Genomic DNA, 23367 nt, shown 5'->3' with positions numbered 1-23367 from the left:
CCCGGCCCTCTTAGGAGAGACAGAAAATGTCAAGCATTCAGCTCAAGAACATCGTCAAGAAGTACGGCGACGGCTTCCCGGCCGTGAACGACGTCAGCCTCGACATCGCCGACGGCGAGTTCATGATCCTCGTCGGTCCGTCCGGCTGTGGTAAGTCCACCCTGCTGCGCATGGTCGTCGGCCTCGAGGACATCACCTCCGGTGACCTCGAGATCAACGGCAAGCGCGTCAACGACCTGGCCCCGCGCGACCGCAACCTCGCGATGGTGTTCCAGAACTACGCCCTCTACCCGCACCTGACGGTCTTCGAGAACATCGCGTTCCCGCTGCGCCTTTCGAAGGGCACGCACTCCGAGGACGAGATCCAGCGCAAGGTGCGCGAGGCGAGCAAGATGCTCGAGCTCGACGACCACCTCGACCGCAAGCCGGGCAACCTCTCCGGTGGTCAGCGTCAGCGAGTCGCCATGGGCCGCGCCATCGTCCGTGAGGCCGACGCGTTCCTCTTCGACGAGCCGCTGTCGAACCTCGACGCCAAGCTGCGTGGCCAGATGCGTACCGAGATCGCTCGCATGCAGCGTCGCCTCGGCATCACGACGATCTACGTCACCCACGACCAGACCGAGGCCATGACGCTGGGTGACCGCGTCGCCGTCCTCAAGAAGGGCGTCCTGCAGCAGTGCGCGAGCCCACGTGAGCTGTACGAACAGCCCGTCAACCTCTTCGTCGCCGGCTTCATCGGCTCCCCGCCGATGAACTTCGTCCCGGCTCGCGTCGAGGGCGACCAGCTGCGTCTGCCCTTCGTCTCGGTTCCGATGACGCCGCAGCTCGCTGCCGACGTCAAGGGCAAGGACGTCGTCATCGTCGGTATCCGCCCCGAGTACATCAAGGACGCCGAGGTCAACCCGGTCTCCGGCGGTGCCACGTTCCGTGCGCTCGTCGACCAGACGGAGTGGCTGGGTAACGAGCAGTACGCCTACATCCCGTTCGAGCAGGACGCTTCAGTCCAGGGCCACCTCGACAACCTCGAGAAGGAGCTCGACGGCGAAGGCGCTCGCAGCCAGATCGTCGTCAACCTCGACGCTCGCTCGCAGATCTTCGAGGGTGACGAGGTCGAGTTCGCGTTCGACCCGGCACACATGCACGTCTTCGACCCGGAGTCGGGCCACAACTACACGCGCAACGAGGAGAAGGCGGCTCGCATCGCCGAGGCCTCGGAGAAGCAGCGCAAGGCTGCTCTCAAGCGCGCGCAGGAGCGTGACGCCAAGGGCGCCATCTCGCGTGGCAACGACGTCGCCTGAGTGGTGAACGCCGATCGCCTGATCCACTGACGAGGGCCGCATCCTCCCGAAGGGGAGGGTGCGGCCCTCGTCATGCCCGGTTGTGGCTCGGGGCGATCAGCCGGCAATCGGGTTGGCGATCTCTCCTGTCTTGATGAGCGAGCCGACGGTGTCGTCGAGGCTCACCATCTCGAGCGGGTTGCGCAGCTGGAGTCGGTTGAGGCAGCTGCGGGCGAACGACGGCGCTCGCAGCGGCAGCGACGTGGCGTACTCGGGGTGCTCACGCTCGTACGTGGCGACGACGTCGCTCACCTCGTTCCAGAATTCGGCCTCGGTGAGCAGCCCGTCCTCGACGAGGATCGGCGCGAGGAAGCGCAGGAATCCGTCGAAGACGTCGGTGAAGAGCCCGAGCGCGATGTCGGCGCTGCTTGCCTCGACGACGATGCGGCGGATCTCCGCGGGGAGAGCCTCGACGCGCTCGGGTGAGGTGCCGTCGTCCATGAGGCCGACCTCCTCGCCGATGTCCTTGAGGAAGGCGCCGACGACGCGGTGATCGCGAAGACGCAGGATGATGTTCTCGCCGTGCGGGATGAACGCCAGTCGGCGCGCCGACAGCATGTGCACGACCGGCAGGACGTACGCGTCGAGGTATCCGCGCAGCCACTCGCGTGCCTCGAGGCCCGACGCTTCGACGAGTTCGGTGACGAACGCCCGCCCGTGCGGATCGCGGTGGAGCAGCGCCGCCATCGTCATGGCCTGCTCGCCCTCGGGGGTGCGGGAGGCAGCGGACTCGCGCCACAGCCCGGCGATCATCTTCGTCTGCGGGCCGGTGAGGTTCTCTCGGTGGAAGACGTCGCCGGTGTAGCCGATGGCGGCGAACTCGGTGAGGACGTCGAAACCGGCTGCTTCGAGCGTGGCGTCATGGCGGACGATGCTCGCGACGTAGTCGTTGATCGCAGGCGTCGCGCGCATGTAGGCGGGTGACAGCCCACGGACGAACCCCATGTTGCGCACTGCCAGGGCAGTCTTCACGTAGGGACGGGCCGGGTCGTCGACGTTCGTCCAGGTTCGGATCGACTGGCAGGCGCGGTGGTTGTCCGTGTCCTCGCCGAGCAGGACGATGCGCCGACGCGCCACGTCCTCGGCGAAGGTCGTCCGGACCCGCTCGCTCCACTGCCACGGGTGCAAAGGCATGACCCGGTGGGTGCTCGGCTCCACGCCAACCTCCCGCATGCGCTCCTGCAGACGCTCGTACTGCGCGTCACCGAGCGCGAGACGGTAAGCGCGCTCCTCGTCAAGCTGATCGCTGTGCGACAGGTGTGAGACGTCCTTCGGTACGGCAGCCCACAGCGGCCGCACGTCGGCGCCGGCCTCGGGGGAGTAGGCCGCGAGGTCGTCGGCGGAGAAGCCGATGCGCCCGTTCGTCGCGACGAAGCACGGGTGGCCCTCGGCCATGGCCGCCTCGACGTCGTGTGCGGGGGCATCGAGCAGGTCCGCGCTCGTCGGACGCGACGGGTCGCTCGTGCGCACGCGGTGAGCGACGGTTGAGGAGAGTTCCTCGAGATAGGTGGTGAGCAGGTCTCCGTCGAGGCTCAGAGCGTCGCGCAGGTCGAGGACGAGCGTCGTGGCGCTCGCCGGGCCGATGCGCCCGTCGAGGGTGCGGCGTTCGATGCTGCGCGGGTCGACGTGCCAGTGCTCGAGCGCGTAGCGCCGCGCGCGGAAGTACCAGTCGACGGCTTGCCGGTCGTCACTCGCGGGGATGCGCAGTGCGTAGGCGCCGGATTCGAGCGGCTCTGGAGTGATGAGCAGCTCGTGGGCGAACTCGCCGATCGCCTTGGCCGTGACGAGGCGTTCGGCTTCGTCCCACGCACGGTTCGTCGGGGAGCACGCGCGGGTGAACGCGTCGCGGGTGCAGACGCTGAACGCAGCCCGCTTGTCGGGAAGCTGAACGTCGGCCACGCGCTCGAACCCGACTTCGGCGTTCTTCGCGTGGACGGCGGTGTTGCGCACATCGGGTTCGACGACGATGCGGTCGGCGCCGCGGGAGAAGCAGAACCCGACGACGGCTTCCATGACGGCGCTCGTCAGGCCGCGGCGTGTTTCACCCTCCGGCGGGGCGACGAGCAGGTGCATGCCGAGGTCACCGTCACGCACATCGGCGCCGACTGCCGGGTCGGAGAGGGGGTGGTGTGCGGGATCGTACGTCTCGACGAGAACGATCGGCATGCCGTCGATCTCTCCGATCCAGGCGTCCTCGTGCGGGGATTCGGCGGTGCGGCGGTAACCGGCAGCAACGTCGTCACGCGTGGTCTCCTGCATGTCCCAGAAGTGCGAGCGCGGGTGAGTCAGCCAGCTGTGCACGAGCGGGACGTCCCGCTCGACGTCGAGTGGCCTGAAGTCGACGTCCTGGGCGCGGACGCTCTTGCCGGCGTGGCGGTTGGGGCTGGTCTGGGTGTCAGGCATGGAGCGGACCGAACGTCTGGAACGCGATGCGCTCTTCGACGCGGTATGCCTCCCTTCCGAGGATGCGGTTGAGGATGACGCTGTTGCGGTGGGCACCCATGCCGAGGTCGGGCGCGGTGAGCGAGTGGGTGTGCTCCTCCCCGTTCTGGACGAAGATGCGCCCGCGGCCGTCGTCGAGCGTGAAGTCGCGGGTGACGGCGGGGCGACCCCGCTCGTCGAGCTGTACGTTCGGCAGGCCCTCGACGAGGGAGCCAACACGGGAGGCGTAGCCCGTGGCCGCGACGATGCGCTCGCTCGTGAGCGTCGAGGTCTCGTCGGTGTCGAGGTGGCGAAGCTGAAGGAGCTGGCCGTCCGCTGTCGTCTCGGCGGCGACGACCTCCTGTGCGGTGCCGAGCCGGGCCGGCACGCGTCCGTGCAGCGACGCCTCGTAGAGCGTGTCGTAGATGGCGCCGATGAGGTCACCGCTGATGCCCTTGAACAGGTTGCGCTGATCGCGCCCCAGAGCGTCACGACGAGCGCTGGGCAACGCGTGGAAGTGGTCGACGTAGTCGGGCGACGTCATCTCCAGCGTGAGCTTCGTGTACTCCATCGGGAAGAAGCGCGGAGACCGTGTCACCCACGTGAGGTCGCCGGGAGCGTCCTCACCGCGCCGCACGAGCAGGTCGTGGAAGACCTCCGCGGCACTCTGGCCACTGCCGACGATGGTGACGCGTTCTGTTTCGGCGAGCTCGTCGCGGTGGTCGAGATACTCGGCGGTGTGAATCACGCCGTCGAGGTCGGCCAGTGATTCCGGCACGTGCGGCGCGGTGCCGACACCGAGGACGAGATGCCTTCCGTAGCGGGTGACCTGAGTGCCGTCGGCGAGGGTGCAACGGGCCTCGAAGGCGTCGCGTCCTTCGTCGTAGGTCACGCGATCGACGTGGTGCCCGAACTCGACGGACTCGAGCTCGCTCGCGACCCAACGGCAGTAGGCGTCGTACTCGGCGCGCAGCGGGTAGAACGACTCACGGATGTAGAAGGGGTAGAGCCGCTCGTGGTGCTTGAGGTAGTTGAGGAACGACCAGCGCGACGTGGGGTCGGCCATCGTCACGAGATCGGCCATGAACGGAACCTGGATCGTGGCGCCCTCGAGCATCATGCCGGGGTGCCAGGAGAACTCGCCGCGTGCCTCGAGGACGGCGACGTCGAGGTCAAGTGGTTCCGCGAGGGCCGCGAGGCCGAGGTTGAACGGTCCGCAGCCGACCGCGAGGACGTCGTGAACCGTGCTCATGCGCTCACCTCCGCACTCAGGTCACCGGCCAGGAGGTGGCCGGTGCGCACGACGTCGTCGAACGTCGCGCGCAGATCGGCCGCGTCGGCCATCGGGTTGAGCAGCGTGAGCTTGAGCCACGTCTCACCGCCCCAGCGGGTGCGGGCGATGACCGTGCGGCCCTCCATGAAGAGGGTCTCGCGGATGGCGTCATTGACGTCGTCGCGCTGTTCGAGGTCGACGGCCGTGAAGCGGAAGAGCAGCATGTGGGTCGACGGGCGCTCGAAGACCTCGAGATCGGGCATTGCCTCCGCGATCGTGTGGGCCTCCTGCGCGAGGTCGAGCGAGGCGTCCAGCCACGATCCGATGGCGTCGGCGCCGTGGGTGCGCAACGTGATCCACGGCTTGAGCGCATCGAAGCGACGCGACGTGGCGAGGCTCTTGTCGACGAGGTTGGGCACACGCGCGTGCTCGGGGTTGAGGTAGTCGGCATTCGTGCGCGAGTGCGCGAACATGCGGCGGTCCCGCACGAGCAGGGCGCTCGCGGCCACGGGCTGGTACCACGTCTTGTGGAAGTCGACCGTGACCGAATCAGCGCCACCGATCCCGTCGAGCAGCGAGGAGTGGCGGCTCGACGTCACGAGCGCGCCACCGACGGCGGCATCGACGTGTAGCCACAGCCCGCGTCCGTGCGTGATCTGTGCCAGCGCGGCGAGCGGGTCGACGGCCCCGCGGTCGGTCGTCCCCGCAGTGGCACAGACGGCCATGACCGTGAGGCCGGCTTTCTCGGCGTCGTCGATGGCGCTCTCCACGCCGTCGGGGCGCAGGCGGCCGCGCTCGTCGGTGGGGCAGTGGACGACGGCGTCGGCTGCGAGGCCGAGGGTTCGGGCGGCCTTCGTCACGCTGAAGTGGGCCTCGGGTGAGGTGAGGATGCGTAGCGCGTCGAGGGGAGTGCCGTCGGCGGTGGAGTGTTCCCGAGCGAGCAGGAGCGCCTGGAGGTTCGACGCCGTGCCGCCGCTCGTGAAGACGCCGTCGGCGAGATCGCCGAGTCTGAGTCGGCCGGCCAGCCACTCGAGCAGATGCGTCTCGATGTGGGTGGCAGCGAGGCTCTGATCCCACGTGTCCACCGACGTGTTGACGCTCGAGGCGATGACGTCGGCCGCGATGGCGGCCGTGGCGACGGGGCAGTTGAGGTGGGCTTGGTAGCGGGCGTCGTGGAACCACACCGCGTGCTCGAGGAAGAGGTCGCGTGATTCCTCCAGTGCCGAACTCAGCTCACCGAGGGGGCGATCGAGGTCGACCTGGCGGACGACGGAGCGCAGGTGAGCCGGTGGCCGTGGTGTGGCCGGGTGGTTCGCCGAGGCCACGGCGTCGGCAACGACGGCCCCTGCTTCGCTGATCGCCTGCCCGTACTCGGGCAAGCTCTTGCCGCTGAAGAGTGCGTGGGGACGCACGGCACCTCCTGAATTAGTTAGGTAAGGCAAACCTAACTAAACCAAAGGGTGGAATGCATCCGTGGGAGGCGCGGGGTGAGAAGTCTCACGACTCGTCGGCGACGACCTCATGGCGGTGAGGCGGGTTCGAACCGGCGCGCGTCACCGTCGTGGCCGAGGTGAGGAGGGCGCGCTCGAGGGCGGGGCGCACGTCGTCGGCCTGCGCCATCTCGAGGCGGCTACGGGCTTCCGCGCCACCCAGCAGGCCGGCGTCGAGGAGGCCGGAGATGAGACCGGACATGAACGAGTCGCCGGCGCCGACCGTATCGGTGACCTCGACGGAGTGGCCCGCGAACTCGAGCTCCTCGCCGTTGCCCACGACGACGAAGGCGCCGTCGCCACCGCGCGTGATGACGACGAGTCGCGGGCCGAGTTCGGCCCAACCGTGCGCGATCTCGCGCAGGCTACGGTCCGGGTAGATCCACTGTGCGTCCTCGTCGGACGACTTCACGACGTCGATGTGGTGGAGGAACTCCTCGACGCGAACCCGCTCGTCCTCGGGGGACTTCATGAGGGAGGGCCGCACGTTCGGGTCGAACGACGTCGTCGCGGCGCTGCGCGCAGCCTTGAGCGCGTCGAGAACGGAAGCGGCCCCCGGGTCGAGAGAGGCGCCGATCGAGCCGGTGTGGAGGTGTTCGGCGTCGTGCGGAATGCCGGTGACTGGAGGCCACTCGATGGCGAACTCGTACTCTGCGGCACCGTCCTCGCCGAGCGTGGCCTGGGCCGTCGAGGTCGACTCGAGGTCGAAGCTCGACATCGTGACGTCGACGCCCTCGTCCGTGAGCAGGTCACGGATGCGCTCGCCACGTGCGTCGTTGCCCAGGTGCGTGGCAAGCACGGCGGTGTGCCCCAGCCGAGCGAGGCCCACGGCGACGTTGAGCGGGCTGCCGCCGACGTGCTCGGTCACGTCACCGTCGAGTGCGTGGACGACGTCGATGAGTGCCTCGCCGATGACGAGCGTGGTGCGGGTGTTCGGCTGGGACATGCGGCTCCTCGTGGGGGCGTGAACCCCCACGAGGGGCGCGGGGGACGGGTCGTGCTTACTGGTACTGCTCGGAGGCGTACTCGGCCACCTTGCTCAGGCGGTGTTCGCCCTCGATGGCTCGTACGGTACCGCTCTTGCTGCGCATGACGAGGGAGCTGGTCGTGCAGCCGTCCTCGCGGTAGCGCACGCCGCGCAGCAGTTCGCCGTCGGTGACGCCGGTGGCGACGAAGAAGCAGTTGTCGCCGCGCACGAGGTCGTGCGTCGTGAGAACGCGGTTGGTGTCGTGGCCGGCGTCGAGAGCGCGCTGCTTCTCCTCGTCGTCCTGCGGGGCGAGACGGCCCTGGATGACGCCGCCGATGCACTTGATCGCGCAGGCGGCGATGATGCCCTCGGGGGTGCCGCCGGTGCCCAGGAGCAGGTCGACGCCGGTGTTCGGGCGTGCGGCCATGATGGCGCCGGCGACGTCACCGTCGGAGATGAACTTGATGCGGGCGCCGGCGTCACGGATCTCCTGGGCAAGGCCCTCGTGGCGCGGGCGGTCGAGCAGGACGACGGTGACGCCGTTGTTCGAGGTGCCCTTGGCCTTCGCGATGCGCCGGATGTTCTCGGCGACAGGCAGGCGGATGTCGACGACGTCCGCAGCCTCGGGGCCGGTGGCGAGCTTGTCCATGTAGAACACGGCGCTCGGGTCGTACATGGAGCCACGCTCGCTCACAGCGAGCACGGAGACGGCGTTCGGCATGCCCTTGGCAGTGAGCGTGGTGCCGTCGATCGGGTCGACGGCGACGTCGACGTCCGGGCCCGTACCGTCCCCGACGCGCTCGCCGTTGAACAGCATCGGCGCCTCGTCCTTCTCGCCCTCACCGATGACGACGGTGCCGTTCATGCTCACCGTCGAGATGAGCGTGCGCATGGCCTCGACGGCGGCACCGTCGGCTGCGTTCTTGTCGCCGCGGCCCACCCACGGGCCGGCGGCCATCGCGGCGGCCTCCGTGACGCGCACGAGTTCGAGCGCGAGGTTGCGGTCGGGGATCTGATAGGTCGGCAGGGACGTGGTCACGTCGATGTCTCCTCGGGGTTGGAATGACGGCGTCGAACGGCTCGGCATCGCACCGCCGTGAGCGCTCGGACGGACCCGGTTCGCTCCGACGGGGCATTGTCGGAGACCATAGGGGCGTGAGCACGCCCCCCGAAACCGCCACGAACGACAACCCGACACCCCAGCCGCCGAAGCGGCGTGGGATGCAGGGCAATGCCAAGAGCATGGTCCTGTCCATGATCGCCTGTATCGCGGGGTGTTTGGTGCTTTTGGCCCTGATTCCTCGCCAGGGTGCGACGAAACTCGCCACGGTCGACGCGGCAGGCGTGGCCGGGCAGGTCTCGCAGTCGAAGAAGTGGGACGTCGCTGTTGCCGACGGCCTCGGTTCGCCCTGGCGTCCCGTCCACGCGGCGATGATCCCCGGCGACAAGGAGAACCCGGAGCGTTGGCGCGCCGGATACCAGGGTGCGGGCGAGGACTACCTCTCGATCCAGCAGCGCAAGGACGGTGGCGCGGCGTGGTTCGCGAAGGTCGCCAAGGGCACGAACTCCGGTGAGCTCAAGGCTGGAGGTGCCACGTGGCGCAAGGTCGAGATGGACGGCGACCAGAAGGCGCTCGTGCGCACGACGCCGCTGGCAGGCCTCGACACCGTCGTCACCGGCAAGGGCACGTGGAATCAGCTCGAGCAGGTCGCGAAGTCGGCCAAGCCCATCAGCGCCGTCACGAAGTGACGCTGCGGCTCGGCCGTCGTCGGTCGAGCTGAATCTCGGAACTCCGACGCCCGGCCGGTCAGCTCACTTCTGCTCGGCGTCACCCTCACCGTCGCGGCCCTCGCGCCGCGCCACGGCGTCCTCGATGCGTGACTGTGCACCGTCGAGCCACGTCGAGCAGTGATCGGCGAGAGCCTCGCCGCGTTCCCACAGGCGCATGCTCTCCTCGAGTGGGGTGCGGCCACTCTCCAGCGTGGACACGATGGACGCGAGTTCGTCGCGCGCCTGCTCGTAGCCCATCTGGGCGATGTCGCTCGTGTCGACGGCCGTCAGCGTCGAGGCGTTGGTGCCGGTCGCTTCGCCTGCGTTCTGTGTGTCGTCGCTCATGCGTCGTCTCCTCGTGTCTTTCGGGCGGCGTTCGTCTTCTTCTTCGGCGTGGGCGCCTACGAGTCTCGCGTCGGGGGTGCCGACACCGGGGTGGCGGCGAAGTTGCCGTCGGCCACCGTCACCTTGAGCAGGTCGTCGGCGCTGACGCTCTCACGCGAGGTGACGAGGGTGCCGTCGACCTGCTGGACGACGGCGTACCCACGATCGAGCGTGCGTTGCGGTGAGAGCGCGACGACCTGCGCACGGGCGTGAGCGACTTGGTCGTGGGCGCGCGAGAGGCGTTGGCGCAGGGCGTAGGCGCTGCGGTTCGTCATGCGGTCGAGGTCGTCACGTCGGTCGGCGACGAGCGAACTCGGGTCGGCCAACGCCGGCCGGGAAACGAGGGCGTTGAGGTGGCGCCGTTCGGCGGCGAAGCGCCCGCGCAGCCCCTGGCTGAGGCGCACCCGCGCCTCACGCAGCGACGAGCTTTCGAGGGCCAGGTCCGGCACGATGCTCTTGCCCGCGTCCGTGGGCGTCGACGCGCGCAAGTCGGCCACGTGGTCGAGCAAGGGTGTGTCGACGTCGTGGCCGATGGCACTGACGATCGGCGTGCGGGCTGCGGCGACGACGCGCACGAGTGCTTCGTTGCTGAACGGCAGGAGGTCTTCGAAGGAGCCGCCGCCGCGCGCGACGACGATCACGTCGACGTCGTCGATCTCGTCGAGTTCGCGGATGGCACCGCCGACCTGCTGCACCGTGTCGGGGCCCTGGACGGCGACCTGCCGAATCTCGAAGCGTGCTGCGGGCCATCGTCTGCGAGCGTTCTCGACGACGTCGTTCTCTGCGGCACCCGCTCGGCCGGTGACCAGCCCGATGCGGCGGGGGAGGAACGGAAGGGCCTTCTTGCGGTCGCGGTCGAAGATGCCTTCGGCCGCGAGCGTTCGCTTGAGTTGCTCGAGACGGAGCAGCAGTTCGCCCTCGCCGACGGGACGCATGACGCGACCCTCGAGCATGAGTTGGCCACGTTTCGTCCAGAACGTCGGTTTCGCGTGGACGACGACTCGCGCCCCCTCGCGCACGAGCGGCCCCATCGCGTTGAGCGTGTTCGTCGGGACGGTGAGCGATAGGGACATGTCGACGTCGGCATCACGCAGGGTGAGGTAGGCGGTGCGGGCGCGCACGTTGAGCTGGACGATCTGGCCCTCGACCCACAGCGGCGACATGCGATCGACGTACTCGGCGATCTTCATGCTCAGCACGCGCACGGGCCACGGCGCTTCGGCGCTCGTGTCACCCGCCAGCTGAGGAAGGTGTGGGGGAACGTTCGTCACCCCGCCCACTGTAGGCGTCAAGGCGGCACACAGCGCGGGTCGCTACCATGGGGTTGTGGAAACTCAGACGAAGCGTGTCCTGCTGGCCGCCCCGCGCGGGTACTGCGCGGGCGTCGACCGTGCCGTGATCACCGTCGAGAAGGCTCTCGACCTCTACGGCCCGCCGGTGTACGTGCGTAAGGAGATCGTCCACAACAAGCACGTCGTGACGACGCTCGAACGTCGCGGCGCGATCTTCGTCGACGAGACCGACGAGGTGCCCGAGGGCGCCACCGTCGTCTTCTCGGCGCACGGTGTGGCCCCCGTCGTTCACGACGAGGCCAAGGCGCTGTCACTCAAGACGATCGATGCCACGTGCCCGCTCGTGACGAAGGTGCACCGCGAGGCCATCCGGTTTGCGGATGCCGATTACGACATCCTCCTCATCGGGCACGAGGGGCACGAAGAGGTCATCGGTACTTCCGGCGAGGCGCCCGAGCACATCACCCTCGTCGACGGCCCCGACGACGTGAAGAACGTCGAGGTTCGCGACCCGGAGCGCGTGGTGTGGCTGTCGCAGACCACGCTTTCCGTGGACGAGACGATGGAGACGGTGCGCCGTCTGCGCGAGAAGTTCCCGAAACTGCAGGATCCGCCGAGCGACGACATCTGCTACGCCACGCAGAACCGTCAGCTCGCGGTCAAGGAGATGGCGGCGGACACCGACCTCATGATCGTCGTCGGCTCGCGTAACTCGTCGAACTCGGTGCGTCTCGTCGAGGTGGCGCTCGAGCACGGTGCCAAGGACGGTCACCTCGTCGACTACGCCGCCGAGATCGACCCGGCGTGGCTCGACGGCGTCGGCACGGTCGGCGTCACCTCCGGAGCCTCGGTTCCCGAGATCCTCGTGCGCGAGGTTCTCGAGTTCCTCGCCGAGCGCGGTTACGAGGACGTCAAGCCGATCATCTCGGCCGAGGAATCGCTGACGTTCGCGCTGCCGATGGAACTGCGTCGCGACCTCAAGGCGCGCGGTCTTCCGGACGGTGCCAAGGTCGTCGGTCAGGGTTCCCTCGCAGACCTTCACTGACCTCGCGGCGTAAGACGATTTGTGGCTCACCCCCGCGGGTGAGCGTTGTCAAATCGTGACCGGAATGCCCCGGAATTTCAGGGGGCATTAAGAGTCCTTTCTTATGGTCGGACCACGCGGTGGGCGGGGAACTCCACCGTGGTGAGTCGATTTTTGAATTGAGGACGCCGGTGCCACGGCCCACAGACGCGCGCGCTGCTTATTACCCGGGGTTGGACGGCCTGCGTGCCATTGCCGTCGCCCTCGTCATCGCCTACCACGTGGGTGTGCCACACATGAGTGGTGGCCTGCTGGGCGTGGGTGTGTTCTTCACCCTCAGCGGGTACCTCATCACGTCGCTGCTCATCAGTTCGTGGCAGCGCAAGGGCAGCCTGGGGCTGAAGACGTTCTGGATCCGTCGTGCCCGCCGACTTCTGCCGGCTGTCGTGCTCCTGCTCGTCGTCGTCATGATCGCGGTTGCGTTGCTCACGCCCGACAAACTCGGTGAGCGAACGAGCGAGGCGCTCGCGGCTCTCTTCTATGTGGCGAACTGGCGCACGATCCTCGAGGGCGACACCTACTTCAACCGCTTCGAGGGGCCTTCGCCGCTGGAGCACCTGTGGTCGCTGTCGGTGGAAGAGCAGTTCTACGTCCTGTGGCCGCTGCTCCTGCTCGGTCTCCTCACGGTGTTCAAGGGGCGTTTCAAGCAGGTCGCCGGTGTGACGTTCGCGCTCGGGCTCGTCTCGATGATCCTGCTCGCCGTCGTCGCGCCGACGGGCAACGCCGACGCGACGCGCGCCTACGAGGGCACGGACACCCGTGCCGGCGGGCTCCTCTGGGGTGCTGCCCTGGCCTTCCTGTGGCACCCGAGCGTCGCCGATCGTTTCGCGAGTGCTGCTCATCGCGCGGGCGTGGCCCTCATCGGCGCCCTAGGTCTCGTCGGCATCGGCCTGCTCGCGGCGTTCACGACGGAGACGTCCCCCTTCATCTACCGCGGTGGCATCGCGCTGCTCACGATCGCGACCTGCATGGTGCTCTTCGCCGCGGCACACCCGAACAACGTCATCGCGAAGGTGCTGTCGGTGCAGCCGTTGCGCTGGCTCGGTGAGCGTACGTACGGCATCTACCTGTGGCACATGCCGGTTGCGGCGTTTCTGCCCGAGCGTTCGTTCTACGGCAACACCCTCCTGCGAGGCACGATCGTCGTCGTGCTGACGCTCGTCATCGCGTCGCTGTCATGGGTCGTGGTCGAGGACCCGATCCGTCGTTACGGGCTCGTCGGGGCGTGGAAGCGCGGCACGGCGCCGATGCGTGCAGGTGCGAGCCGACGTGTGCTGCCGCCGTTCATCGTCGGTGGTGCTGCTCTGACGGCGCTCTCCGTCGGCGCGATGGCGGCGGTCGGCAACCTGCCGCAGATGTCGGTCAAGGAAATCGCGGCGAAGCAGAATGCGGACTCGGAGAAGAAGGCGGCGAAGAAGGCCGCTGCGGCTCCTGCCGTTGCCTACCCGCAACCGGGGAGGCCGCTCAAGACGTCCTGCGAGAAGGTTGTGCACATCGGTGACTCGTCGTCACTCGGGCTCGAGGACGGTGCCTCGACCAACATCACCGATCCGGCCAAACGCATCCGCGCGCGCTACCAGGGCGTTGGGGTGACGACGGTGCTCGAGGACATCAAGGGCGGCCGCAACATCATCGAGCACTTCGGTAGCGACACGAACGGCAAGGAGGCCGTGGCCCAGCACGTGCGCGAAGGCTTCGACGGCTGCTGGGTCATCGCGCTCGGCATGAACGATGCCGCGACGATGGCGAAGGGCGAGTCGCCGTTCACGGCCGACATGCGCGTCGATGCGCTGCTCAAGCAGATACCGAAGAACGCCAAGGTGCTGTGGGTGACGTCGGTGACGCAGGCCTGGGTGAACAACCCGCTGTACGCCAACAAGAACATGGCGGCGTTCAACGAGAAGGTCGTGGCGGCCACGAAGCGCTACCCGAACCTGCGCGTCTACGACTGGGCGTCGGAAGCCCTGCCGCACCCCGAGTGGTTCCTGCAGGATGATGCGAACCACAACAACGGCACGGGGTCGTCAGCCAAGGCGCGGGGCATTGCTCGGGCGCTCGCGATGGCGTACCCGATGGGTGGCGACCCGATCGGCGTGTCGACGGTGTACGCCGACAAGCCGAAGGCGGCCGCAGCCAAGTAGTCGGCTGTTCTCGTCTCGTCGTTCGCCGCCCGGCCTCAGGCTCGGCGGCGTTCGTCGTCCTCGGGGTCGTCGTAGATCGCCTCGAGGAGCGATTCGTGGGTGAGCGGACGCGGCACCGAGGTGAGGGGGGTGACCTCGGGCGCCGGTGCGGTGGCGAGGTCGAGCTCGTGCATGCGGCGCGACGTCACGAGGACGCGAGATTCGAGGGAACCGACGAAGAGGTTGTAGGCCTCGACGCTGCGGCGCAGTGAGCCGCCGAGGTCGTGGGTGTGCTTGGCGAGGGTGCCGATGCGCTCGTGGAGTTCGCGACCGAGCGTGAGGAGTTCGCGGGCGTTGTCTTCGACGGTGGCGTGCTGCCACAGCACCGCGACGCTGCGCATCGTGGCGAGCAGGGTGCTCGGGGAGGCGAGGACGACGCGCCGCTCCATGGCGCTCTCGAGCAGGCCAGGTGAGGCGTTGAGCGCAGCGGCGAGCATGGCATCGCCGGGCACGAACGCGATGACGAAGTCGGGGGAGGTGGCCACGGCGCTCCAGTAGCGCTTCGACGCGAGAGTGTCGACATGCGCCGCGAGGGCCTTGCCGTGGCGTTTGAGGGCTGCGGCGCGCAGGGCGTCGTCGGTGTCCGTGGCCTGCGCCTCGAGGAACGCGCTCATGGGTGCCTTGGCGTCGATGACGAGCTGGCGGTTGCCGGGCAGGTGGACGACGACGTCCGGGCGCACGGGGCGGCCTTCGTCGTTGTGTCCGCGCCACTGCTCGTCGAAGTCGCAACGGTTGAGCATGCCGGCGAGTTCGAGGATGCGGCGCAACTGCGCCTCGCCCCACTGCCCGCGCACGTTCGAGGCGTTGAGCGAGCCGGCGAGCGACGACGTCTCGCGCCGCAACAGCTCCGTGCTGGCTCGCACGTCCTTGAGCGCGACGTCGACGTGGCTGTACTGCTCCACGCGGTCACGTTCGAGCGTTGCCACCTGGTGTTCGACACGGGCCAGGGTGTCGCGCAGCGGCAGCAGCGCGGCGGCCGTCTGGGCGTCGTCGCTCACGGTGGCTTCGAGGTCGACGACGCGTTCGCGCAGCACGTCACGCTCGGCACTGACGGCGGCGAGGTCGTCGCGGGCGCGCCCCGCGGTGACCAGCGCGGTGAGGCGCCAGGCTACGAGGGCGCCGAGCGTCAGCCCGAGGGCGAACAGGGCGACGGCGAGAAGCGGAGACATGCCCTCACGATGGCATGGGCCACCGACAACCCCGGAACGACGGGGATTTCGGTGGCCCCGCGCGTCAGCGGTGTGCGCGGTTGAAGTGCCGCTGCGTCAGGGTGAACCGCCTCTCCTCACCGAGCCGGCGCCACACGAGGCGTTCGACGATGAGCGTCACGACACCGGCAATGAGCATGCCTGCGATGTTGAGGCCGAGTTGTGCCAGCGAGCCGCGGATCTCCTGCCAGTCCCAGATCGCGAGGCCGAGCGCCACGTTGCCGGCGGCGGGCACCGTCGTCACGCTGATGAAGACGCCGACCATGGCACTCGATTTGTCGATGGCCATGGCGAGCACCCCGGCCGCGCCCGCGAGAAGAGCGACGATGAACGACCACTTGTCCGGCCGCCAGATGAAGTTCGTCTGCGGTCGCTCGCGCGTCACCATGTCGGCGTCGAAGAGCCCGACGTGGAGGCCGACCCACGCGAGCGCCGTGATGACGGCGATGGCGGCGCAGAAGGTCCAGACGAGAAGCGCGAACGAGCGGCCGGCGAGGTGCCACTCACGCATCGCGAGGCCGACGCAGGTGGCTGCGACCGCGGCGAACTCGGGGCCCACGACCATCGCTCCGACGACGAGCACCGACGAGTCGGTGAGAACTGCGATCGAGGCGAGAGCCGTGGCGATGACGAGGAACGCCAGGTAGTTGACGGTGATGTGGCTTGCGCCCTTCGCCCGCTCGACGAGGAGGCGCCAGATGACGGCGTCGTCGGGGTCGCCGTGGGCCGCACGCTCCACCGATGAGGCGCGCTGGAACGGGGTGGCGAGGGGCTCGCTGAGGACGATGCCGCCGGAGTCGCCGAGACCCATGTCGGTGAGGTCGTCGATGACGAAACTGACGGCCTCGCGGGCGACGTCGGCCTCGATGAGGTCGCCTTCGGGCTTGAGTACCGCACCGGGGGAGACGGTGACGTTGGTGACGGCCTCGTCGTCGACGAGGCGGGTGCGAACCTGCGACAACAGTGCGCTCGGCACGGTGAGGCGCAGGTGCATCAGCATGCGCTCACGATACGGCGGCCGCAGGGTACGCCCGGCGAATAGGTCGACCGATGGTCGGTCGGTAGAATCGTCGATCGTGGCACTCACCATCGGAATCGTCGGTCTCCCCAACGTCGGCAAGTCGACGATGTTCAACGCACTGACGAAGAACAACGTCCTCGCAGCCAACTACCCGTTCGCAACGATCGAGCCGAATGTCGGCGTCGTTCCGTTGCCGGACCCGCGCCTCAAGGTGCTCGCGGGCATCTTCGGCTCGCAGGCGATCCTGCCGGCGACGGTGTCGTTCGTCGACATCGCGGGCATCGTCAAGGGGGCCTCGGAGGGTGAGGGCCTCGGTAACAAGTTCCTCGCGAACATCCGTGAGGCCGACGCGATCTGCCAGGTCGTGCGTGCGTTCGTCGACGACGACGTGCACCACGTCGACGGCAAGGTGTCGCCGAGTTCGGATCTGGAGACGATCAACACCGAGCTGATCCTCGCCGACCTCCAGACGCTGGAGAAGGCTGTGCCGCGTCTGGAGAAGGAGGTCAAGGGCAAGAAGACCGAGAAGTCGGTCTACGAGACTGCCCTGGCCGCGCAGAAGGTGCTCGAGGAGGGCAAGACGCTCAGTTCGGTCGGTTTCGACACGAGCGAGATCCGCGAGCTCGGGCTGCTGACGGCGAAGCCGTTCATCTATGTGTTCAACGTCGACGAGTCGCAGCTGACGGACGAGGCGTTCCAGGCCGAGATGCAGGCGCTCGTCGCGCCGGCCGAGGCGATCTTCCTCAACGCGCAGCTCGAGTCCGAGGTCGCCGAGCTCGACGAGGACGAGGCGAGGGAGCTGCTCGAGTCGGTCGGTATCACCGAGCCGGGCCTGGAGCAGCTCGCGCACAAGGGTTTCAACACGCTCGGGCTGCAGACGTACCTGACGGCCGGGCCGAAGGAGACGCGCGCCTGGACGATCGGCAAGGGCTGGACGGCGCCGATGGCTGCCGGCGTCATCCACACCGACTTCCAGAAGGGCTTCATCAAGGCCGAGATCATCAGCTTCGACGACCTCGTCGAGTGCGGATCCGTCGCCGCAGCCCGCGCCAAGGGCAAGGCCCGCATGGAGGGCAAGGACTACGTCATGGCCGATGGCGACGTAGTGGAATTTAGATTTAATGTTTAACTATCGCACAATCGGAATTCTGTTTCGATAGGTTGGGCTAGCGACAAAGAAAAGGCCGTTCCCCTCGGCGTACCGGGTGTTGTCTAGAAACTCTCCGGTCGCCAGCCTGATAGGTATTTGTCCGCGAGTTGAAGAACATTGTCGTCACCCAGATTTTCGCGCACATTTCTCACGACCTCTTCGACTTTGACTTCAGATGCGAATAGCTCGACGAGAAGATCCCAGGCGAGACGATCTTCAGATCTGACCTGTCGAGAGCCCATCGATTGCGATCGTGCAGTGGACTTAAGTGAGTGCAGTACCGCTCGCAGCAGGACAGGATCGTCATTTGACGTCAGAGGTGCTTCGCCTGTTGCTGTTTGGACGGCATCGTAGATGCGCCAGGCATCCCACTCGCGCCACGGCTTGTCTGGTGAGATTTGCCTGAGTCGTGCAACAAAATCCTCATGGATCCGCGCTGCGAACGCTTCACTGACGAGTTTGTGCCCCACGCCTTCGCGATGGCCCACGCTGTGGATGAAATTGAGCTGGGATGAGTATGTTTCGATGCCGTCGAGGATTTGTGAGACTAGGGTTTCTCGCTCTGCCTCATCTCCTACGCGGCGGAGGAGGCGAAGGACGACGCGGCCAACAGAGATGTCGCGGCGTCCGATGTCAAATAAACCTCGCTCCTCTTTCTCGGGAATGGCGTCGATGAGGTTGAGAAGCGTGACTGATCCAGGGACGACCATCTCGGTCGTAAATTTTGCTTCTAGTGAGGTGAGACCTTCGAGGACGGATTCGAGCTGCTTAGGGTCCAAGGTGGTCAGGTAGCTCCTAAGTGCGCCTCCGTCGCTGAGGAGCTCAAGCGCCTGTTCAGAGTTTCGAAACGCGATGAGTTCGTCAGGTACGACTCGGTCGAAATAGAGGTTGAGGAAGTCGATGTGGGCCATCCGGTGTGCGGTTCGCCAGACGCTCAGCCAGTCAGATCCGTAGTGGTTGTTCTCGACGTATTGCAGCGCGACCGGGAATACGCGATTGAATAGCGCCCGAACAACCTCGTCGTCATCGGGGAATTTAGCGAGGAGCGCAGCAATGGCCTTCTGGGCTCGGTCGTCCTTGCGTCCCATAATCTCGCGTGTGCTCGTGAGCTCATTTCGAAGCTTCGATAGTTGATGGACGAGTTCAGGGCGGAAGACGCGAAGTGCTTCCATCGCGAGAAGGTCGACCAGATCAACATCAGCACCGAGACTCTTAATCGTCGACCTGGCGGAGATCGCGTAACGCTTGACGTCACGCATGTTCGAGAACAGCGGATCGATCACTTCCCAATAGACGTCACTCCATCGGCCGTCGTCGAGTGTGGCGTTCGCGACGGGGGCGAGGACGCGGTTCAGTTCTTCGAAAACTTGGGACCGCAGCAGCTTCTCTGGCGCATGTGGAACATCGAAGCTCAACTGGACGATTTTCTCGAGGTACGCCCGTCCGGGGATGCCGTCTTCGGTGAGGGCCTGTTCCACGCGTGCTCTGTCAAAAGCAAGCACGTAAATGATATTTGGAAAGCTCGCCGTTAAACGGACGAGTTTGAAGATCTCACGGATCTCGAGAGTGGTGAGACGGTCGATGTCGTCAATGACGACCACGATAGGTTGCGCGAGTGAGGCGAGTTCCTTCGTGATCTCTTCCCGTACTTTCTTGGCGCTGCGCTCTGCGTCCGTTGTCTCAGCAAGTCCACCGATCGCGGCCGCGGCGGCCTCACCTACAGCCGCTGCACCCGGAAGCGGAATGAACTGAGACACAGGTTTGAGGATGCCGGCGTACTGGGCAAGCCAGTCCGCAGCCTTCCCGAAGCGGCTCTTGCTGTGAACGTTGAGCTCCGCTGCGATCTCCGTGAAGAAGAAGTTGACGAGCTTGTTCGAGCCGGAGAACATCCAAGGGTTGAAGTCGACGACAGTGAGAGCGGGAGCGGTCGCAAACTGTTCGCGCATCAGGTTGATGAATGAGCTCTTTCCGTGCCCCCAAGGCCCCAAGATGCCCACCACGAGTCCCTGGCTCGCGTCGAGCTCCCGGATCGATTCCGCGAAGTCTTGCGCGACCGGTGCTCGCCCGAGGTCGTCTTCGCGCGAAGAGGTGATCGGCGCGTCGATCGGAGGGCTCTGTTGGGAGTGATCGCTGTTCATAGTGCTAGCAAAGCACGGCCACCTTGACCCTTGCGGGAGCACCTGGCGCGCAAGCTTCTTTTCGATGCAAGCCGCTACAATTGAAGGCCGGGTCGGGCGGACGTGGAGCGGTCCGCCGTCACGCCCCTTGCCACATCGCTCGTTGGTAGACAGCCGGCAGTTGAGCCGCCTGCTCCGGCCCCATGAGGGTGATGGTCGGGGATCGCCATCGTCGCGCCAGCTTTTGTCCTTGAAGCCGTGGCCGGCGTTCTTGCAGCACGGCCCCATGCTTCGCACCGGGTGACGGGAGAATGCACGGAGGCGGCTCCCGCAGACTGCCCTAACCGTGGGCACGCGGTGGAATTCCGCCTCAGTCCGTTGTCCAGGACGAGACGCATGACGTGCTCGATCGCCGCCCGCCGACCCCGGTGCGGCACGGCGACGTATGAGGTGCTGTTCGCGATCTGGGCCGACGGGTTCCAGGTCAAGGGGTCGCTCAGCGGCCCTTTCGCTTTCTCTTTGTCGCGGACGGTCGGCCGGTGCGGGATCTCGCGCGGTTCGCGGTCGTCCGGGCGGGTTTGCCGCGATCATTCTCGGCGTAACCGCGCACCGGGGCGGCCGGCCCGTTCTGGGTGGTCCGCGAGCTGTTGACCGTGCGGCCGCGGACCACGCCGATGAAGTCCTCGAGATACGCGTTCTCATCGTCCATTCGCCAGGCGAGGGCGACGGGGGCGGGTTCGGCGTCGATGATCGGCCGGTAGGTCAGGTCGCGCCGGCTGGCACCGCGGGCAATGGACATCGGCACGACCAGCACAGCGCCGCCCAGTACGAGATCTGTTGCTGCGGCGTTGAGCTCGGTGATCACCTGCTCATCTTCGAGGTCTGCGAGCCTCACGTCGTCGACAGCCGAGATGGGGTGCTCCTTGGATACCCACGCCACTATCTGCTCCTCGTAGAGCGGGATCGCATGGAGACCCTCTCGGTCGATGGGCAGACGCACGAAGCACATGTCGAGGCTTCCGTCGCGCAGGCCGACGAGCTGTTCGGCGTCGGCCACATCGCTCACGGCGAGGGGAGCCTCGAAGCGCTCGCCCCACACCCGCTGCCACTTGGTGAGAGTGACGCCGCGCACCTTCCCGATCCGTAGTGCCGCGACCTCGGGGTTGTTCTCGCTCACCGGGGCAGGCTACCGCCCTCGCATGCTCGAGGAGTCGGTGTGGCATACGCTCTTCGGGTGAGTCAGACCCTCAAGCCGTCCACGGCAGCCCAGAAGCTCGGCATCCTGCTGACCGCCGCGCCGGAAGACTTTCAGAACACCCCGATCACGCGCGCGCAACTCGACGCCCTGCGCGCGGACCCGCCGGCATGGCTGATCGACCTGCGCCGTAACGGTCCGTTCCCGCGTGAGGTCACGGCTGCGAAGCTGGGGATCTCCCACTCGGGGTTGCGGCGCAGCGGTGTCACCGAACCGTTGAACGCCGCCCAGGTGGGTGAGCTCCTCACCGACCCGCCGGAATGGCTCGTCCACGAGCGTCAGGTTCACCGCAAGGTCATCGCCGAGAACGCCAGGCTTAAGGAACAGCAGAAGGGCTGAGCCCGAGACGGCGGGTGGTCCGGCAGCGGTCGTGATCGGGCCTGGCCGAAGCCGGCCCTCGCCCTAAACTCCGAGAGACCTGCGCGTTGCGTACGCGGAAATTGACGTCGCAGAACGGGGAGCCCCGACCGACGTGACGGCCGCGCTCGGTGACATGGTGACCTACAAGGGCGGCCGGCCGTTGGCCTGCCTGGCCTGAGCGAATGCCCGCAGGCTCATGGCTCGACCGGGCGGTGGGAGGAACGACTGGTGCTCGCGCGCGGATGTCGAGGCGGCGTTTCGCCACGGCGGATCAACGAGATCGTCCACGGCAAGCGGGGGATCACGGCGGACAGGCGCTGCGCCTGGCGAAGTACTTCGGCACCTCTGCAGAGTTCTGGATCAATCTGCGAAGCCACTACGAACTGGACCGTGCCGAAGACCGTGCAGGGGAGCAGATCGCCGCCATCACTCAGTTGAGCGTCGCGTAAGGAACGTCCGGCAGATATCAGGCGGTCAGCTTCTGGTCTGGTCCGTGCGGAGCGGCGACTTGGCCGGGTTAAGCGCTCTCAGAGTTTCGCGTCGAGTTCGGTGAGGAACTTCTCCACCGTCTTGGCGTTCTTGCGCCCGTCCAACAGGGCCTTCGGGGAGTTGGGCACGTTGTCGTAGTCGACGCGAACGTCGGTACCCGAAGCGCCGGGTGAGAGCGTCATCGCCATCGCAACGCCCCAACTGAGGGCCGTCCGCTTGGTGTTCAGCTCGTAGCGCGACCCGTCGGGGTTCACCGAGCCGAGGTGGTGGCCCTGCTCCTGGCATACGGCTGCGATCGCCGCTCCCACGGCCTCTGGCGGTGTCACATACGTCTTCTCGATCGTGCCGTTCGACTCGAACATGGTTGCCTCCTGTGCTCCGGTGGTCCTTGTCGCGAACGTAGCACGGCTATGACGCGCGTCACAGGAAGGGTGGATGGCAGCGACCAGCTTCGCTCGCGGGGTCTGGCGGGAACATCGGAACGGCGAGCAACGAGGCCGCGTCGCTTCGGTCGCTCGGTGCGGCGCGAGTGGGAACCGCCCAGCTGCCCAGGTGCTCACATCAGAACTCCCAAGGTTGGGCGTGGGGCAGCCGGCGTGGCTCCGTTCGGCTGCAGAACTCCCAGCGTCGTGTGTTGTACAGGCGGTGTTGGGCCGTTCGGCTGTAGAACTCCCAAGGTCGGGCGTCTGCCCGCTGACGCCGCAGAGCCCGCCCGCTCGATCCCCGACGTCCCACCGCCGGGCGGGGGCGTCCGGGCATTCGGCTTCGGCGGGCCACCTCGATACCGTGACAGCATGCGTGTTCCCGCGGACGTCCTTGAACTCGCCCGCACGGCCAAGGGCGTCACCGTCCTCACCGGTGCCGGAATGAGCGCCGAGAGCGGTCTCGCCACCTTTCGCGATGCACAGACCGGGCTGTGGGCGAACCAGGATCCCGCATCCCTGGCAACTCCGCAGGCGTGGGAGGCAGACCCGGCCCGCGTCTGGGCCTGGTATCGCTGGCGCATGACGCTCATGACCCGCGCCCAGCCCAACGCTGGGCACCGGGCGCTCGCCGAGTGGAGCGAGGCCGGCGATGCTCACCTGTGGGTCGTCACCCAGAACGTCGACGACCTGCACGAACGCGCCGGCAGCGATGTCCTCGCCCACCTGCACGGCAGCATCTTCGCGGTGCGCTGCTCCCGCTGCGGGCAGGACGCCGACGCCGTCGGCGAATCGCTCACCGAACCAGTCGAGCGCCTCGACCCGCCCGTCTGCGTCCACTGCGGCGGCCTCGTGCGGCCCGGCATCGTCTGGTTCGGCGAAGCACTCCCGCAGGATGCTCTGGAACGAGCCGAGGCCGCGACGCTCTCCGCCGACCTCGTCCTCGTCATCGGCACCTCCGGGATCGTCTACCCCGCAGCCGGCCTGCCGATCATGGCGCACCACCGCGGTGTTCCTGTCGTCGAGATCAACCCTGAGGAGACCGACCTCAGCGACATCGCCACCGCCACATGGCGCGTCCCAGCGGGTGAAGCCCTACCCGCGCTGCTCACGGCTCTTCGTGAGAACACGGCATAATCGATCAAAA

General features: G+C 67.1%; 19 protein-coding genes and 1 pseudogene. 8 read left to right on the top strand and 12 right to left on the bottom strand.

Annotated elements, in window-relative coordinates:
* The first annotated feature begins 26 nt into the window (after positions 1-26).
* On the top strand, positions 27-1298 hold the full coding sequence (locus AA983_RS00800; protein WP_047310358.1) for an ABC transporter ATP-binding protein: 1272 nt from the start codon (positions 27-29) through the stop codon (positions 1296-1298).
* 96 nt (positions 1299-1394) lie between these two features.
* Here AA983_RS00800 and AA983_RS00795 read toward each other — a convergent pair whose 3' ends face one another.
* The 5 genes from AA983_RS00795 to glpX all read right to left on the bottom strand — a co-directional run bounded on the left by AA983_RS00795 (position 1395) and on the right by glpX (position 8527).
* Positions 1395-3740, bottom strand: coding sequence for a GNAT family N-acetyltransferase (locus AA983_RS00795; RefSeq protein ID WP_047310357.1), 2346 nt, complete (start codon positions 3738-3740; stop codon positions 1395-1397).
* Positions 3733-5010: a lysine N(6)-hydroxylase/L-ornithine N(5)-oxygenase family protein gene (locus AA983_RS00790; RefSeq protein ID WP_047310356.1), complete on the bottom strand. Its 1278-nt coding sequence runs from the start codon at positions 5008-5010 to the stop codon at positions 3733-3735. The genes AA983_RS00795 and AA983_RS00790 overlap by 8 nt, the downstream gene beginning before the upstream one ends.
* Positions 5007-6443 carry an aminotransferase class V-fold PLP-dependent enzyme gene (locus AA983_RS00785; protein ID WP_052946728.1) on the bottom strand — a complete coding sequence of 479 codons (1437 nt, stop codon included), beginning with the start codon at positions 6441-6443 and terminating at the stop codon, positions 5007-5009. The genes AA983_RS00790 and AA983_RS00785 overlap by 4 nt, the downstream gene beginning before the upstream one ends.
* Before the next feature lie 85 nt (positions 6444-6528).
* Entirely contained in the window at positions 6529-7467 is a 939-nt protein-coding gene (locus AA983_RS00780; protein ID WP_047310354.1) for a carbohydrate kinase, read from the bottom strand.
* A 55-nt stretch (positions 7468-7522) separates the two neighbouring features.
* Complete coding sequence (gene glpX, locus AA983_RS00775; protein WP_197078916.1) at positions 7523-8527, bottom strand: class II fructose-bisphosphatase; 1005 nt, start codon at positions 8525-8527, stop codon at positions 7523-7525.
* 116 nt (positions 8528-8643) lie between these two features.
* Between glpX and AA983_RS00770 the strand changes: the two genes are divergently transcribed.
* Complete coding sequence (locus AA983_RS00770) at positions 8644-9237, top strand: DUF4245 family protein (RefSeq protein WP_129664330.1); 594 nt, start codon at positions 8644-8646, stop codon at positions 9235-9237.
* A gap of 63 nt (positions 9238-9300) precedes the next feature.
* Here the strand turns inward: AA983_RS00770 and AA983_RS00765 are convergent, their stop codons facing one another.
* A complete protein-coding gene (locus tag AA983_RS00765; RefSeq protein ID WP_047310351.1) occupies positions 9301-9603 on the bottom strand; it encodes an exodeoxyribonuclease VII small subunit in 303 nt (100 codons plus the stop codon).
* Between the two features lie 56 nt (positions 9604-9659).
* Positions 9660-10913 (bottom strand): exodeoxyribonuclease VII large subunit, encoded by a 1254-nt coding sequence (gene xseA / locus AA983_RS00760; RefSeq protein WP_047310350.1) that lies wholly within the window; start codon positions 10911-10913, stop codon positions 9660-9662.
* Between the two features lie 55 nt (positions 10914-10968).
* Here xseA and AA983_RS00755 point away from each other — a divergent pair, with 55 nt between their 5' ends.
* Positions 10969-11979 carry a 4-hydroxy-3-methylbut-2-enyl diphosphate reductase gene (locus tag AA983_RS00755; RefSeq protein ID WP_047310349.1) on the top strand — a complete coding sequence of 337 codons (1011 nt, stop codon included), beginning with the start codon at positions 10969-10971 and terminating at the stop codon, positions 11977-11979.
* A 170-nt stretch (positions 11980-12149) separates the two neighbouring features.
* On the top strand, positions 12150-14159 hold the full coding sequence (locus AA983_RS00750; protein WP_047310348.1) for an acyltransferase family protein: 2010 nt from the start codon (positions 12150-12152) through the stop codon (positions 14157-14159).
* A gap of 35 nt (positions 14160-14194) precedes the next feature.
* On the opposite strand, the gene AA983_RS00745 is transcribed toward AA983_RS00750, so the two are convergent.
* A complete protein-coding gene (locus tag AA983_RS00745; protein WP_047310347.1) occupies positions 14195-15367 on the bottom strand; it encodes a DNA recombination protein RmuC in 1173 nt (390 codons plus the stop codon).
* Positions 15368-15431: 64 nt separating this feature from the next.
* Complete coding sequence (locus AA983_RS00740; RefSeq protein WP_047310346.1) at positions 15432-16406, bottom strand: DUF389 domain-containing protein; 975 nt, start codon at positions 16404-16406, stop codon at positions 15432-15434.
* A gap of 76 nt (positions 16407-16482) precedes the next feature.
* Here AA983_RS00740 and ychF point away from each other — a divergent pair, with 76 nt between their 5' ends.
* On the top strand, positions 16483-17556 hold the full coding sequence (ychF, locus tag AA983_RS00735) for a redox-regulated ATPase YchF (RefSeq protein ID WP_047310345.1): 1074 nt from the start codon (positions 16483-16485) through the stop codon (positions 17554-17556).
* 83 nt (positions 17557-17639) lie between these two features.
* Here ychF and AA983_RS00730 read toward each other — a convergent pair whose 3' ends face one another.
* Positions 17640-19715 (bottom strand): P-loop NTPase fold protein, encoded by a 2076-nt coding sequence (locus tag AA983_RS00730; RefSeq protein ID WP_052946723.1) that lies wholly within the window; start codon positions 19713-19715, stop codon positions 17640-17642.
* A 475-nt stretch (positions 19716-20190) separates the two neighbouring features.
* Positions 20191-20760: a LysR substrate-binding domain-containing protein gene (locus tag AA983_RS00725; RefSeq protein ID WP_197078915.1), complete on the bottom strand. Its 570-nt coding sequence runs from the start codon at positions 20758-20760 to the stop codon at positions 20191-20193.
* A gap of 168 nt (positions 20761-20928) precedes the next feature.
* On the opposite strand from AA983_RS00725, the gene AA983_RS00720 reads away from it, so the two are divergent.
* Both AA983_RS00720 and AA983_RS15735 read left to right on the top strand, forming a co-directional pair.
* Positions 20929-21288 carry a DUF5997 family protein gene (locus AA983_RS00720; RefSeq protein ID WP_047310342.1) on the top strand — a complete coding sequence of 120 codons (360 nt, stop codon included), beginning with the start codon at positions 20929-20931 and terminating at the stop codon, positions 21286-21288.
* Positions 21289-21534: 246 nt separating this feature from the next.
* A pseudogene (locus AA983_RS15735) lies at positions 21535-21758 on the top strand (HigA family addiction module antitoxin).
* A gap of 78 nt (positions 21759-21836) precedes the next feature.
* Here AA983_RS15735 and AA983_RS00710 read toward each other — a convergent pair.
* Positions 21837-22160 carry a hypothetical protein gene (locus AA983_RS00710; protein WP_047310341.1) on the bottom strand — a complete coding sequence of 108 codons (324 nt, stop codon included), beginning with the start codon at positions 22158-22160 and terminating at the stop codon, positions 21837-21839.
* A 432-nt stretch (positions 22161-22592) separates the two neighbouring features.
* Between AA983_RS00710 and AA983_RS00705 the strand changes: the two genes are divergently transcribed.
* Positions 22593-23357, top strand: a complete 765-nt coding sequence (locus AA983_RS00705; protein ID WP_047310340.1) for an NAD-dependent deacylase — start codon at positions 22593-22595, stop codon at positions 23355-23357.
* Positions 23358-23367 lie beyond the last annotated feature (10 nt).

Origin of the sequence: Dermacoccus sp. PE3, assembly GCF_001021715.1 — a bacterium.
Classification (GTDB): Bacteria; Actinomycetota; Actinomycetes; order Actinomycetales; family Dermatophilaceae; genus Dermacoccus; species Dermacoccus abyssi.
The sequence above is the reverse complement of the archived record's forward strand: the minus strand, read 5'-3'. Positions and strand labels throughout refer to the sequence as shown.

What these genes read in the sequence shown, in the direction of transcription:
- AA983_RS00800 (WP_047310358.1), top strand. Translation starts at nt 27, where the DNA reads ATGTCAAGCATTCAGCTCAAGAACATCGTCAAGAAGTACGGCGACGGC.
- AA983_RS00795 (WP_047310357.1), bottom strand. Translation starts at nt 3,740, where the DNA reads ATGCCTGACACCCAGACCAGCCCCAACCGCCACGCCGGCAAGAGCGTC.
- AA983_RS00790 (WP_047310356.1), bottom strand. Translation starts at nt 5,010, where the DNA reads ATGAGCACGGTTCACGACGTCCTCGCGGTCGGCTGCGGACCGTTCAAC.
- AA983_RS00780 (WP_047310354.1), bottom strand. Translation starts at nt 7,467, where the DNA reads ATGTCCCAGCCGAACACCCGCACCACGCTCGTCATCGGCGAGGCACTC.
- AA983_RS00765 (WP_047310351.1), bottom strand. Translation starts at nt 9,603, where the DNA reads ATGAGCGACGACACACAGAACGCAGGCGAAGCGACCGGCACCAACGCC.
- AA983_RS00745 (WP_047310347.1), bottom strand. Translation starts at nt 15,367, where the DNA reads ATGTCTCCGCTTCTCGCCGTCGCCCTGTTCGCCCTCGGGCTGACGCTC.
- AA983_RS00740 (WP_047310346.1), bottom strand. Translation starts at nt 16,406, where the DNA reads ATGCTGATGCACCTGCGCCTCACCGTGCCGAGCGCACTGTTGTCGCAG.
- AA983_RS00730 (WP_052946723.1), bottom strand. Translation starts at nt 19,715, where the DNA reads ATGAACAGCGATCACTCCCAACAGAGCCCTCCGATCGACGCGCCGATC.
- AA983_RS00710 (WP_047310341.1), bottom strand. Translation starts at nt 22,160, where the DNA reads ATGTTCGAGTCGAACGGCACGATCGAGAAGACGTATGTGACACCGCCA.
- AA983_RS00705 (WP_047310340.1), top strand. Translation starts at nt 22,593, where the DNA reads ATGCGTGTTCCCGCGGACGTCCTTGAACTCGCCCGCACGGCCAAGGGC.